The organism is Pusillimonas sp., assembly GCF_029263785.1.
GTDB lineage: Bacteria > Pseudomonadota > Gammaproteobacteria > Burkholderiales > Burkholderiaceae_B > Pusillimonas.
The window spans coordinates 120752-134314 of sequence record NZ_JAJUFE010000002.1 but is presented as its reverse complement, the minus strand read 5'-3'; the positions used below and the strand labels follow the sequence as shown (position 1 = coordinate 134314).

At 58.5% G+C, this 13563-nt stretch carries 14 protein-coding genes; 10 read left to right on the top strand and 4 right to left on the bottom strand.

Features of this window, described 5'->3' with window-relative positions:
* From Q1J88_RS01255 to Q1J88_RS01235, 5 genes are all read left to right on the top strand, one after another.
* Positions 1-1102 (top strand): FAD-dependent monooxygenase (locus Q1J88_RS01255; protein ID WP_301115578.1); only part of this gene is annotated, 1102 nt, incomplete at its 5' end.
* Positions 1099-1827 (top strand): SDR family oxidoreductase, encoded by a 729-nt coding sequence (locus Q1J88_RS01250; RefSeq protein WP_301115577.1) that lies wholly within the window; start codon positions 1099-1101, stop codon positions 1825-1827. The genes Q1J88_RS01255 and Q1J88_RS01250, both read left to right, overlap by 4 nt.
* 131 nt (positions 1828-1958) lie before the next feature.
* Positions 1959-2696 (top strand): phosphoadenylyl-sulfate reductase, encoded by a 738-nt coding sequence (locus Q1J88_RS01245; protein ID WP_301115576.1) that lies wholly within the window; start codon positions 1959-1961, stop codon positions 2694-2696.
* Entirely contained in the window at positions 2689-3597 is a 909-nt protein-coding gene (cysD, locus tag Q1J88_RS01240; protein WP_301115575.1) for a sulfate adenylyltransferase subunit CysD, read from the top strand. The genes Q1J88_RS01245 and cysD overlap by 8 nt, the downstream gene beginning before the upstream one ends.
* Positions 3597-4922, top strand: coding sequence for a GTP-binding protein (locus Q1J88_RS01235; RefSeq protein WP_301115574.1), 1326 nt, complete (start codon positions 3597-3599; stop codon positions 4920-4922). The genes cysD and Q1J88_RS01235 overlap by 1 nt, the downstream gene beginning before the upstream one ends.
* 71 nt (positions 4923-4993) lie before the next feature.
* Here the strand turns inward: Q1J88_RS01235 and Q1J88_RS01230 are convergent, their stop codons facing one another.
* Positions 4994-5476 carry an acyl-CoA thioesterase gene (locus tag Q1J88_RS01230; RefSeq protein ID WP_301115573.1) on the bottom strand — a complete coding sequence of 161 codons (483 nt, stop codon included), beginning with the start codon at positions 5474-5476 and terminating at the stop codon, positions 4994-4996.
* A gap of 116 nt (positions 5477-5592) precedes the next feature.
* Between Q1J88_RS01230 and Q1J88_RS01225 the strand changes: the two genes are divergently transcribed.
* Entirely contained in the window at positions 5593-6279 is a 687-nt protein-coding gene (locus tag Q1J88_RS01225; RefSeq protein ID WP_301115572.1) for a YggS family pyridoxal phosphate-dependent enzyme, read from the top strand.
* A 59-nt stretch (positions 6280-6338) separates the two neighbouring features.
* Positions 6339-7358 (top strand): amino acid ABC transporter substrate-binding protein, encoded by a 1020-nt coding sequence (locus Q1J88_RS01220; protein ID WP_301115571.1) that lies wholly within the window; start codon positions 6339-6341, stop codon positions 7356-7358.
* A gap of 18 nt (positions 7359-7376) precedes the next feature.
* On the opposite strand, the gene dprA is transcribed toward Q1J88_RS01220, so the two are convergent.
* Entirely contained in the window at positions 7377-8498 is a 1122-nt protein-coding gene (dprA, locus tag Q1J88_RS01215) for a DNA-processing protein DprA (RefSeq protein ID WP_301115570.1), read from the bottom strand.
* Between the two features lie 161 nt (positions 8499-8659).
* Between dprA and def the strand changes: the two genes are divergently transcribed.
* Entirely contained in the window at positions 8660-9172 is a 513-nt protein-coding gene (gene def, locus Q1J88_RS01210) for a peptide deformylase (RefSeq protein WP_301115569.1), read from the top strand.
* A 29-nt stretch (positions 9173-9201) separates the two neighbouring features.
* Complete coding sequence (fmt, locus tag Q1J88_RS01205; protein ID WP_301115568.1) at positions 9202-10143, top strand: methionyl-tRNA formyltransferase; 942 nt, start codon at positions 9202-9204, stop codon at positions 10141-10143.
* 61 nt (positions 10144-10204) lie between these two features.
* Here the strand turns inward: fmt and Q1J88_RS01200 are convergent, their stop codons facing one another.
* Together Q1J88_RS01200 and rimO are read right to left on the bottom strand one after the other, a co-directional pair.
* Positions 10205-10615 (bottom strand): DoxX family protein, encoded by a 411-nt coding sequence (locus tag Q1J88_RS01200; RefSeq protein ID WP_301115567.1) that lies wholly within the window; start codon positions 10613-10615, stop codon positions 10205-10207.
* Between the two features lie 76 nt (positions 10616-10691).
* The gene (gene rimO, locus Q1J88_RS01195; RefSeq protein WP_301115566.1) at positions 10692-12074 is read right to left on the bottom strand and encodes a 30S ribosomal protein S12 methylthiotransferase RimO; all 1383 of its coding nucleotides are present in this window, start codon (positions 12072-12074) and stop codon (positions 10692-10694) included.
* Between the two features lie 126 nt (positions 12075-12200).
* On the opposite strand from rimO, the gene rsmB reads away from it, so the two are divergent.
* Positions 12201-13538, top strand: coding sequence for a 16S rRNA (cytosine(967)-C(5))-methyltransferase RsmB (gene rsmB, locus Q1J88_RS01190; protein WP_301115565.1), 1338 nt, complete (start codon positions 12201-12203; stop codon positions 13536-13538).
* Positions 13539-13563: the final 25 nt, after the last annotated feature.

Genomic DNA, 13563 nt, shown 5'->3' with positions numbered 1-13563 from the left:
TGGTGGCCGGTCAACCGTGCGGGATATCATGGGCATTCCCGTCGAGGGTCACTCATTGCCCGTCAGGTACTCGCTGGTCGACCTGGAGGCTGACCTTGACGTGGCTAACCCGCGCGATTACCCCTACCTGTCATATTTTGCCGATCCCGACGAGTGGATGATCCTGGTGCGGCAGCCTCATTGCTGGCGCTTTCTGTTCCCACTGCCCGAGGGGGCTGACGAGCCCACGGCCGACGAACTCAAGGAAAAGGCCTTGTCGTTCATTGGCGAAGTGGACAACGTCAAGGCCATCAATAAAGTCATTTATAGAGTGCACCACCGGGTGGCTACACAGTGGCGTCAAAACCGGGTGTTTCTCATGGGCGATGCCGCGCACTTGATCACTCCAATGTGGGCCCTGGGCCTGAACACTGGCGCACTGGATGCCTCGAACCTGCCGTGGCGTCTGGCGTGGTACCTCAGGGGATGGGCCGACGCATCCATTCTGGACGGCTACGAACGCGAGCAGAAGCCCTTGGCCGTCAATGGCTCGGGCGAAATGGCCGAAGCCGCTCGCAAGTCGATGGAAAAGCGCGTTGACGGGGTTGACGCGATGTCCGAGAACAATTGGCAAAATGCTTATACGCGCACCATGTTGGGCGTCAAGCTTGATGTCGAGGGCTCTACAAACTGGTCGATGGTGGCTCGTGCCGATCGTCCGGCCAGTATTGCCGGAGACCGCTTGCCCGACTATCTGGTGCACACTCCTGACGGCAAGCAGCGACGCATCCACGACGTATGCGCCGGCAAGTTCACCGCGTTGTACTTCACCGATGCACGACGCCGTCCCGCGATTCCATCAGTCAAGTCTCCTGCCTTGCAACACTTTCAGGTGTCGCGCTACGATGCGCCCCACGATTCCGGATTGCGTGATCGCAGTTTGCTCGATCCGGGTAACGCACTTACCCAGCGTATGGGTGTGCCGCTCAACACCTTGGTTCTGGTTCGACCGGATGAGCATATCGCCGCCATTGTCCCGATCGACGGTGACCCCGAACAGGCGCAGAAGCTCTATGAGGCGATTACGGGTCGTACGCCTCCTGTGCAGGAGGCCGCTGCATGAAGGTGACTTACGACTTTACCGGACATGTGGTCCTGGTGGCAGGCGCAGCTTCCGGTATCGGGCGGGCCACGGCCATTGCGTGCGCGCAGCAGAATGCCGAGGTGCTGGCGCTCGATATCGACGAGGCGGGACTGGCCTCGCTCGCGGCACCGCGAATTCACACGGCCGCGGTGGACATTTCAGATTCCGAGCAGGTGAACCTGGCTATCGAGCGCTGGAACAGCAAGTTCGGGCGAATCGACGCGGCGGTCCTGACCAGTGCCGTGCAAAAACGGGTACCCATTGACGAAATGTCCAATGAGATCTGGCAGCGTCATTTTGATGTGAACGTTTCGGGAGTGTTTTATCTGCTTAGAGCTCTGTTCCCGATCATGAAGGCGCAGCGAAGCGGTTCGATTGTGGCATTCACCTCTGGCCTGGCTTCCGCCGGCTGGCCCGGCGCGTCGGCATACGCTGCCACCAAGGCGGCGATTATCGGGCTGGTGAAGTCTGCGGCGCTCGAGTTGCGCACGTCCGGCGTGCGGGTAAACGCCATCTCTCCCGGCCTGGTTGCTACCCCGGTGTTTTTGGAATCGGCGAACGAAGAAGAGCTCGCCATGTACGAAAAGTCGCTGGGCGTGTCCACACCCGAAGAGGTTGTGCCCAGCCTGTTATATCTGATCTCGGATGGATCCAGCACCATCTCGGGTAATGTGTTTGAGCGGCGCCTCATTCCTCGGGGCTGAAGATGCCGGCGGGACGTTCGTCATAGGCCGAACGTCCCAAATACCCAAATCCCATAAACACCTAACGATTAAGTAGTTCCCCGATTCGCCGCAGCACGCGACACTATCCGCTCTGAACAAGGATAGATCGCGTGACTACTGCTGCCGAACTGCTCGACCCACAGACGCACCAGAAATGGCTGGTGTTGAAAGAGACGCTCGCTCGTATCAGTGACAGGCACCCGGATGCGGTGTTTGCATCATCACTGGCTGCTGAGGACATGGTGCTGACTCACGCCATTGTCCAGACGGGCTTGCCCATAGAGGTCTTTACGCTCGATACGGGTCGGCTTCATCCTCAAACGATAGAAATGGTCGACCGCATCGCGCAGCGATACGGTTTGAACGTGCGTGTCGTAAAGCCTGATCCCCAGGCTGTGCTGCAGCACGTGACCCGGCATGGCGAGTTCGCCTTCTATGAAAGCATCGATCTGCGCAAGGCTTGTTGTGGCATCCGAAAGGTCGAGCCGCTGCGACGCACGCTTGAGGGCCATTCGGCGTGGCTGACCGGCCAGCATCGCGACCAGTCCATTACGCGCGCCGAGCTCGCAGAGGAAGAATTCGATCACTCGTTTGGACTGCTTAAGTTCAATCCGCTTGCTTCCTGGACCGACGCCCAGGTGTGGGCGGTCATTCGTGCCTTTGACATTCCCTACAACCCGTTGCATGACCAGGGCTATCCCTCGATAGGATGCGATCCCTGTACGCGTGCTGTCCGGCCCGGGGAACATCCGCGTGCCGGTCGCTGGTGGTGGGAGCAGGCCTCATCCAAGGAGTGCGGCCTGCATCAAGGCAACCTGGAAACTGTGAAGGAAATCAATAATGGGTGAGCTATCGCCTCGGACACACCTGGACTGGCTTGAATCCGAAGCCATTTACATCCTGCGCGAAGTCGCCGCTGAATGCGAGCGGCCGGTGTTGTTATTTTCGGGCGGCAAGGATTCAGTCGTGTTGTTGCGGTTGGCCGAGAAGGCCTTTCGCCCCGGCCGCTTCCCGTTTCCGCTGATGCACATTGATACCGGGCACAACTTTGAGGAAGTCATCCAGTTCCGTGACCGGCGGGTCGCCGAACTGGGCGAAAATCTTATCGTTCGGTCGGTCGAGGATTCCATCGCTCGTGGGACGGTGGTGCTGCGCAAGCAGAATGATTCGCGTAACGCGGCTCAGGCGGTCACCTTGCTAGAGGCGATAGAGGAATTTGGCTTTGACGCGTGCATCGGCGGCGCACGTCGCGACGAAGAAAAGGCGCGTGCCAAGGAACGCGTGTTTTCCTTTCGGAACGAATTCGGTCAATGGGACCCTAAAGGCCAGCGTCCCGAACTGTGGAACTTGTTCAATACGCGTGTGTATCCCGGCGAAAACATGCGTGTGTTCCCGATCTCGAACTGGACCGAGCTTGATGTATGGCAGTACATCGCCCGCGAGAACCTTGCTTTGCCGTCTATCTACTATGCGCACGATCGTCAGGTTGTGCAGCGCCAGGGCCTGCTGGTACCCGTCACCCCACTGACACCGCCACGCGAAGGCGAAACCCCTCAGTTGCGTAAGGTGCGTTTCCGCACAGTCGGCGATATTTCATGCACCTGCCCGGTGGCCTCCACGGCTTCCACGCCGCTGGAAATCATTGCTGAAACAGCTGTCACCACCATCACCGAGCGGGGTGCGACGCGCCTGGATGACCAGACATCTGAAGCGTCGATGGAACAACGTAAAAAGGAAGGATATTTTTGATGAACGCCGTTCATGAACCCTGGGCCGTGACGGCCGACACACAGGTCCTGCGCTTTATTACTGCAGGCTCGGTCGATGACGGCAAGTCCACCCTGATAGGCAGGCTGCTGTTTGACAGCAAAGGTGTCTTTGCCGACCAGCTGGAGGCGATCTCGCGTTCAAAATACAAGCGTGTTCAAGCCGATGAGCCCGACCTGGCGTTGCTGACCGATGGCCTCGAAGCCGAGCGCGAACAGGGCATTACCATCGATGTGGCTTACCGTTATTTTGCGACTCCCCAGCGCAAATTCATTGTGGCCGACGCTCCCGGGCATGAGCAGTACACGCGCAATATGGTAACCGGCGCATCCACCGCGCAGGCCGCCATCATTCTTGTTGACGCCAGCAAGGCTCAAGACGGCGAGCTGCTGGTTCAGACCCGTCGACACAGCACCTTGGCCGCCCTGCTGGGTATTCGCCACATCATCGTGGCGGTCAACAAGATGGATCTTCTGGGGTGGGATCAAAAAGTATTCGAGCGGATTCGGGAGTCGTATGCGAAGCTTGCCCAGAAGGTGGGAATCAAGGATTTTCATGTGATTCCGATCTCGGCACTCAAGGGCGACAATGTCGTAGTGCGATCCGACAACACACCTTGGTATCAGGGCCCTTCCTTATTGTCACTGCTCGAGCAGTTGCCGGTGGCCGAACAAGGAATAGACGGACCGGCGCGACTTTTTGTTCAGTGGGTGATCCGGCATGGCGGCGAATCCCAGGAAGATTTTCGCGGCTACGCCGGTCAGCTCGCCAGTGGCACATTGAACGTGGGTGAGGAAATCAGGGTGCTGCCATCCGGCAATGTGGCTCGCGTCGCACGTCTGGTGACGTTTGATCGGGATATCCCCAGAGCCCAGGCGGGCGACAGTGTGACCGTGGTGCTGGATCGTGACATCGATGTGTCTCGGGGCGACTTGATCGTGAATGCGGGGCAGTCGGTTCGCGTGGCAAATTCCTTTGATGCCGAAATCTGCTGGCTCGACCAGGAAGCCCTGAATCCGGCCCGTCAATATTGGTTGAAGCAAGGAACCCGATTGACCAAAGTGCGAATACGTACCGTCCATGCCAAGCGCGATATTCACGAATTGCGAGAAACATCAACGACCGAGCGTCCTGACGCAGAGGCCCGGGCAGTACAACAGCTGGCCATGAATGATATTGGTCGGGTGTCGCTGCAAACCCGCGATGCACTGGCCCTTGATTCGTACGCCGAGGTCGCTTCAACCGGCTCATTCATCTTGATAGATCCCGCCAGTCATCAAACGGCAGCAGCGGGCATGGTTCTTTAGCATTGCACTGACGCTGCCCGATTCCGAGGGCGCGCACAGCGTTGCCGCGTAAGGACGCCGCAACCTGGCGTTTAGTCTGCCGACTTGATCTTGAGGTGGCGGCTTTCCATTTCTTGCCGCAATTCGCGCCGAAGCTGGGCGGCCTGAAAACGGGCCCGTGCCTCGGCGTCTGTTGGCTGGAGTGGCGGTACAGGAACCGGAGTACCATTTTCGTCGACGGCAATCATGGTGAAGTAGCAGCTGTTGGTGTGCCGTACCAGCTTGCGGCGGATGTCCTCGGTTACCACCTTGATGCCAATCTCCATCGACGTGCGTCCGGTATAGTTGACCGATGCATAGAAGGTGACCAGTTCACCCACATGGATGGGCTGGCGGAACATCACCTGATCGACCGACAGCGTCACCACATATGTTCCGGCATAGCGACTGGCGCAGGCATAAGCAACCTGGTCCAGATGCTTGAGAATGGCGCCGCCGTGAACATTGCCCGAGAAATTCGCCATGTCCGGCGTCATGAGGATGGTCATTGAAATCTGGTGGGCCGAATCGTTCATGGCGACTTCCTGCAATACACTGTAGTCTGAAGTAGGGGCGACCGGGAGCCGGTCGCCTGGGCGCTGCGGGTGTCACAGCGTCGATTGATTATGCCATCAGAGAGCAGTTGATAGTGATGTCAGATTCCTTGAAGAACAGGCTCGACAGCGTTCGTCGGCGCATCGATGAGGCCTGCCGGCGTGCGGGACGGGCAACCGACGAGGTCACGCTATTGCCGGTCAGCAAGACCTTTCCCTCCGAAGTGCTACGAGAAGCAGCCGGCCTTGGAGTTCGGCGATTCGGCGAAAGCCGCATGCAGGAAATTCGGCAGAAGGACGCCGATCTTGCCGATCTGCATCCTCAATGGGTATTGATCGGACATCTGCAAACCAACAAGGCGAAAGATGCGGCCCGTCTGGTCACCGAGGTTCAGTCCCTGGACCGCTGGTCGCTCGCAGAGGCACTGGATACACGGCTGACGGCCGAGAACCGGGTCATTGATGTTTTAGTGCAGGTCAAGACCTCACCAGAGCCCTCCAAGTTTGGGCTCGATCCAGACGACCTTCCGGATTTCTTGCAGCGTGTGTCAGAACTTTCCACCTTGCGAGTCAAAGGCTTGATGACTATGGCAGTGAACTCCCCGGATGAGGAGGCTGTTCGAGCGTGCTTCCGCCGCTTGCGCATGCTTCGCGATCAGATGGTGGCACGGGGCCATACCCATTTGTCGCGATTGTCCATGGGCATGAGCGGCGACTTCGAACAGGCAATCGAAGAAGGCTCCACCGAGGTCCGGATCGGCTCCGCTATTTTCGGAGCCCGATGAATATCAGTTGCTTACCCAAGCCTGTTTAGCGGGCTTGAGCATGAATTGAAGGAGAAAGCATGCATTACACGATGGGATTGTTGACGGCACTGGCGCTTTCGCTGTCAGTTGGTTCGGTGGCACAGGCCGACACACTCGATATCGTCAAGCAGCGGGGTCATGTGCAATGCGGTGTCACTACCGGCTTTGCGGGGTTCTCGATGCCCGACGACAAGGGCGTATGGCGTGGACTGGACATCGATCTTTGCCGGGCCATAGCTGCCGCGGTACTGGGCGATGCCGAAAAATATAAGGCGGTCCCGCTTAACTCGCAACAGCGCTTCACCGCCTTGCAGTCGGGCGAGATTGATGTGCTGACGCGGAACACCAGCATCACGCAGCAGCGCGACACGGCGCTTGGCGCCATCAGTGCGGGGGTGAATTTCTATGACGGCCAGGGGTTCCTGGTGCACAAGTCGCTGGGCGTGTCCAGCGCCAAAGAATTGGACCAGGCTTCGATATGCATGCAGACCGGCACTTCGAACGAGAACACGATGGCAGACTGGGCACGCGCAAACGGCATTACTTACCGGCCCGTGGTTATTGAACAATTCAACGAAGTCGTAAACGCCTTTGCCGCCGGGCGCTGTGACGCATTCACCACCGACGCCTCGGGCCTTGCTTCCATTCGCGTCTCCCGCATGCAGGATCCCGATTCGTATGTGGTTCTTCCCGAGCAGATTTCCAAAGAACCCTTGGGACCCTTTGTACGTCAAGGTGATGACAGCTGGCTCAATGTCGTGAAATGGACGCTGCATGCCATGACCGGCGCCGAAGAGCTCGGATTGACCAGCGCAAATGTGGATGAGCATCTCGAAAGCGACAACCCTGCTGTGCGGCGCCTGTTGGGTGTCACACCAGGGGCAGGCAAGAATCTTGGGCTGGACGAAAAATGGGCCTACAACATTGTCAAGCAAGTGGGCAATTACGGCGAAAGCTACGAGCGGAATGTGGGCATGGCCAGTGCGCTGAAGATTCCCCGTGGGCTTAATGCCTTGTGGGTGGACGGCGGGCTGATTTATCCCTTGCCCATTCGGTAAGCGGGCGGCAAGCCAGGGCTACCCCGGACGGCGCTGGTAACGACCGTCGTCCAGCCGTGCCACGGCTTCTTCCAGTTCAAGCTGCATCAACAGGGCGTTAAGCTCGGACACTTGCAGGCCCAGCCGCGCCTGCAGCGTGTCCACGTCAACCGGGTCGTGGCCCAGGGCAACCAGTATTTCGCGGGCGCGAGGTGTCCTGAAAGTTGCGGCGGTTTTACCCGGTGCAGGCTTCGTAGGCGCCGGTCTGCCAAGTTCGTCAGCGATGTCTTGTCCCGACTCTACCAGCTTCGCTCCTTGCCGTATCAGCTCATGGCAGCCGCGGGACAGTGGCGAATGAATTGAACCGGGAATCGCGAAAACTTCGCGACCCATTTCCGAGGCCAGCCTTGCAGTGATCAAAGAACCACTCTGTTTGGCTGCCTCGACAACGAGGACCCCGCGAGCCAGTCCGGCAACGATGCGGTTGCGTCTGGGAAACTGGTAGGGGATGGAGGGCGTGCCTAATGGCAGCTCTGACACCAGGGCCCCCTCGGCAGCGATTCGGTGAGCCAGCTTGAGATTGGCGGCAGGATAAACGATGTCGATGCCTGTTCCCATTACAGCGATCGTGGAACCGGCGTGCGCACCGGCCTCGAGAGCCCCTTCATGGGCGGCGGTGTCGATTCCGTGCGCAAGCCCGCTTGCGACACACCATCCCTGCTGTGCAAGATAGTTCGCAAATGACCTGGCGTTATCGCGTCCGCCGGGAGTGGCGTTTCTTGCCCCAACTACTGAGATCGTCGGCTGGTTCAGGAGATCAACGCGTCCGTTCACATACAGCACAGTGGGCGGGTCGTGCGTATCCAGCAGGGCGACCGGGTACGCTGGGTCGGCAAGGGTCAGCAGATGGTGTCCCGGAGCCTCGAGCCATTCGAGGCTGCGGTCGATCAATTCCAGAGTCTGCGCACTCGGGGCCTGCCGAAGCTGCGCTGCCAGTTCGGTGGACACATGCCTGGAAAGCGTTGCGGCAGACGCTGAGTAAATGTCCTGGGGCAGGCCAAAGGCGGCCAGAAGCACCCGGGCGTGAGTCGGCCCGATGCCCGGCTCCAGGGTAAGTCGTATCCAGGCGCTGATTTCTTCTTTGGAAGGCGGTGTGTGCATGGCGCAAGTGTGGCATATTGCAGCCCCGTTTTGGTGGCGCGGTGGCAGCTAAAGTCACAGCGATTTGCCGGTTGCGAGGCTGTGGCCTGAACAATCATTTGAAACTGGGCGAAAACCCGTTTTGTTATAATCAGTTAGCAGATCTTTTCCCGGATTTTCCTATGGCCTTACTCCCAATTCTTCGATACCCCGATCCCCGATTGCACAAGGTTGCAAAGCCTGTGGAGGTCGTCGATGATCGAATTCGCCAGTTGGTCCGCGACATGGCCGAAACCATGTACGCGGCACCAGGCGTGGGTCTGGCCGCCACCCAGGTCGATGTTCACGAGCGTGTCGTAGTCATTGACGTTTCCGAAGAAGGCAACGATTTACTGGTACTGATCAATCCCGAAATCACCTGGCGAAGCGACGAAGAGCAAGTCTACGAAGAAGGTTGCCTGTCGGTGCCCGGTGTGTACGACGAGGTCAGGCGCGCTTCCAGAATTCATGTGCGAGCTCTCGACGAACAGGGCGAACCATTCGAATTTGATGCCGAAGGTCTGCTTGCTGTTTGCGTCCAGCACGAGCTCGATCACCTTCTTGGCAAGGTGTTCGTCGAATACCTTTCGCCGCTCAAGCAAAGTCGCATCAAGACAAAAATCCGCAAGCAAGAACGCGAAGCGCTCAAGGCCTAGTGCCGTCAATTATTTCAGGTCGCTTGTCCATGCGTGTTGTGTTTGCTGGTACCCCGGAATTCGCCCGTCAGGCTCTGCAAGCCCTGATTGCAGCGGGTCACGAGATTCCCTTGGTCCTGACTCAGCCCGACCGGCCGGCCGGTCGTGGCCTGAAGCTGACCCCAAGCGCGGTCAAGCAGGCGGCGATGGCCGCCAATATTCCGGTCATACAGCCTCGCGGCCTCAAACTGGATGGCAGATATGCCGAAGACGCTCAGGCGGCTCGACAGAGCCTGCTCGATGCCAAACCCGATGTCATGGTCGTGGCCGCCTACGGACTGATATTGCCTCGCTGGGTTCTTGACCTGCCTGCTCATGGATGCCTGAACATTCACGCCAGCCTGCTCCCTCGGTGGCGTGGCGCCGCCCCCATTCAACGTGCAATAGAAGCGGGCGACCCTGAAACCGGCATCACCATCATGCAAATGGATGAAGGCCTGGATACAGGTGACATGCTGCTGCGTCTTGGAACGCCCATAACCTCTGAACATACTGCAGCAACCTTGCACGACGAGCTTGCGCAGATGGGAGCAAAAGCCAGTGTTCAGGCTCTGGAGCTACTTCAGTCCGGAGCGCTGACGCGCGAAAAGCAGCCTGAAGACCGGGTCACCTATGCCTCCAAGCTCGAAAAATCTGAAGCACCTCTGGATTTCTTGTTGCCGGCCTCGCAATTGGCCCGGCGTGTTCGCGCTTTCAATCCCTTTCCGGGTGCCACAATGATGCTGCCGGGGCTGGATGCGCCCGTCAAGGTTTGGCAGGCTGTAGCGTTGCCGAAGGCGGCAAGCAGTCCGGCCGGCACAATCGAATCTGCCACGGCCGAAGGCATCGACATTGCCACGGGCGATGGCATCTTGCGCGTAACCGAGTTACAGAAAGCCGGCGGGAAAAGGCAGGCCGTGTCGACGTTTGTACAAGGCTGGCAGCCCGAATAACCGAATCTGCAAGCAAAAAGGGGCTCGACTTCCCTTCTGCGCGTAGCCGAGCCTTTCTTGTTTAATTCCAGCGGCCGCTGCGACCTCCGAGGCCATACGCACCCGCGCCCAGGAAGATCAAGGCGATCGATGTGAACAAGAACATTCCTTGCAGCTCGAGCTGCCATCCGCCGCTATTGCTGAGCATCAGTAACTGGTGGCTGTGTGCCAGGAGAATGGCCACTACCATGTTCAAGGCGATCAGCAGGGCGCCCAGCCGGGTGTAGATGCCCAAAATGACCAGGATGGGAGCGATGACTTCTCCTACATAGACCCCCCAGGCAAAGAACGCCGGCATGCCATGTGAGGTGAGCATGGACTCGATACCGCCGATGCCGTTGAACAGCTTGGCCAGGCCATGCATGAGGATGAGAATACCCAGACTGAGCCGCAGGATCAGACGACCCAGGTCGTCGCAGGAAGTAGAGGACATGCGCTTGGTCTCCTTTATGAGCTGGACCGGCCGACCGCGAGGCGGTACATGAAGCCGGTGCCTTGGCAAGCGCAGTTTATACTCGGATAGCTTCTGCGTACAGATCGTATTCGTCTGAATCGGTGACCCTGACCTTGATCAGGTCGCCAGGACGCACGTTCCGGGCGTTGCTGACAAACACGTTTCCGTCGATTTCGGGTGCATCGGCGCTCGAGCGCCCGACGGCACCTTCTTCATCAACCTCGTCGATCAGCACGTCGATCTCGCGGCCCACCTTGTTTTGCAGGCGATCGCGCGAGATGGCCTGTTGATGAGCCATGAAGCGCTCCCAACGTTCTTGCTTGACCTCGTCGGGAACTGCGTCGGGCAACTCGTTGGCGGCGGCGCCTTCGACCGGCGAATACTGAAAGCAGCCCACGCGGTCAAGTTGTGCTTCCGTCATCCAATCCAGCAAATACTGGAAGTCGTCCTCGGTTTCGCCCGGGAAGCCCACAATGAATGTGGATCGCAGGGTGATGTCGGGACAGGCTTCGCGCCATTGCTTGATGCGGGCCAGCGTGCGATCTTCGAAGGCAGGCCGTTTCATCAGTTTCAGGATGCGCGGACTGGCATGCTGAAAAGGGATGTCCAGATAAGGCAGGATCTTGCCGTCAGCCATCAGGGGAATTACCTCGTCCACGTGCGGGTAAGGATAGACATAGTGCAGCCGGGTCCACACGCCGAAGCCGGACAGCGCCTCACACAGCTGGGTCATGTGCGTCTTGACGGGGCGGCCGTTCCAAAAGCCCGTACGGAATTTCAGGTCGACTCCATAGGCGCTGGTGTCTTGTGAAATGACCAGCAGCTCTTTGACCCCGGCATTGACCAGGCGTTCGGCCTCGCCCAGCACGTCGCCGACAGGTCGGCTGACATGATTTCCACGCATGGAAGGAATGATGCAGAAGCTGCAGCGATGATTGCAGCCTTCTGAAATCTTCAGGTAGGCGTAATGGCGCGGAGTCAACTTGATGCCTTGCGGCGGCACCAGATCGACGTAAGGATTGTGCTCAACACTGGGAGGAGCAGCTTCGTGTACGGCACGGACGACCTCTTCATATTGTTGAGGACCGGTTACTGCCAATACGGCTGGATGCACGTCCCGGATGACAGATTCTTCGACGCCCATGCAGCCGGTAACGATCACACGGCCATTTTCGGCAATGGCTTCACCAATCGCGTCCAGTGACTCGGCTTTTGCGCTGTCGATGAAGCCACAGGTGTTGACGACCACCACATCGGCATCCACGTACTCAGGGGTGATGGCATAGCCTTCGGTGCGCAATTGCGTCAGTATGCGTTCCGAATCGACCAGTGCCTTGGGGCAGCCCAAACTGACAAAGCCCACTTTTTTTGGACCCTGTCCGGGGCGGCCTTTCTGTTGAAGGCCCGCGTCAGGGAGGCCCGTTGTAGGGGAGTTCATGAGTAACCTCTGATAGCCACCTGGCTTTGTAAAAGTTCAGCTTGAAAGTGCCCCCGGCGCTGAAGCCAAGGGCCAATTGATGATAAAGTCCGCACAGATGAACCGCGCATCCGGATGACGTAAGCCGTGCCAGCCAAAAATATTCCATTGCAACGCTTTGCGTTGTCTGAAACCCTGCTAACCAGCGCCAAGGCTGTGCAGGCGGTACGTTCCGGGCGATCACTATCTGATGCGCTCGCGATGACGCCGTCTGAACTGCGCGCCGCGGCACAATCGATCAGTTTTCACACGATGCGTCGGCTTGGCCTGGCGAATGAGATTCAACGACTGCTGGTGCCTCGCACTCCCCCCAACCCCTTGTTCAATGCCCTGCTGCAGGTATCTTTGGTGTTGCTGGACACAGCAATGGAGGCCGACGGGGGCGAGGCAAATGCTTTTTGGCCGGTATATGCCGTACACACTGTCGTGGATCAGTCTGTACAAGCAGCCGATGCAAAAAGCTTGCGCTCTTACAAGAAATTGTTGAATGCCGCCTTGAGACGCTTTACGCGCGAAAGACCGGATATTTTAACCCAGGCCCGGAAAAATCCCGTCGCGCGGTGGAATTACCCCGATTGGTGGATTCAGCATGTGCAACGTGCCTACCCCAATAGCTGGGAGGCGTTATTGAATGCAGGTGATCAGCCGGGGCCAATGACCTTGCGCGTCAACCGTCGCCTTGTGTCGATGGTCCAGATGGAGGCCTGCCTGACCGGGGCTGGAATCGGGTTCTCGCGGGTTGGCACCGCTGGCCTGATATTGACGCAGGCACGACCCGTGCACGAGATACCAGGGTTTGACGAGGGGTGGTGGTCTGTGCAGGACGCCGCTGCGCAAATGGCTGCCGACCTCCTTCGGCCATTTGATGGTGCGCGGGTACTGGATGCATGCTCGGCACCGGGCGGCAAGACGGCTCATCTTCTTGAGTCATCACAGCTTGAGCTATGGGCGCTGGATAACGACGCTGCACGGCTCGAGCGCGTTGGCCAGAATCTTGACCGGCTGCGTCTTCGTAACGATGACGTTCATTTGCGTTGCGCCGATGCTGCCGACACCGGGACATGGTGGGACGGCAAACCCTTTGATCTTGTTCTGGCGGACGTGCCCTGCACGGCGTCGGGTGTGGTGCGACGGCATCCGGATATACGCTGGTTGCGCCGCCAGACTGATGTCGCCCGCACGGCTGCCTTGCAACGAAAGATCGTCTCGGCGCTATGGAAAACGGTCAAGCCTGGGGGTCGCCTGCTGTATGCTACCTGCTCTATCTTTCCGCAGGAAGGTGAGCTCCAGGCGCAGTCATTTTTGAAGGCTCACGGGGATGCAACCCGACTGGACGCGCCCGGCCAGATTCTTCCTTTGCCGGATGCCGACGGTGTGGCACGATACGATGGATTTTTCTATGCCCTGTTTGCCAAGCAGGCTTAACACGTCAACAATATTGCTTTCGCTC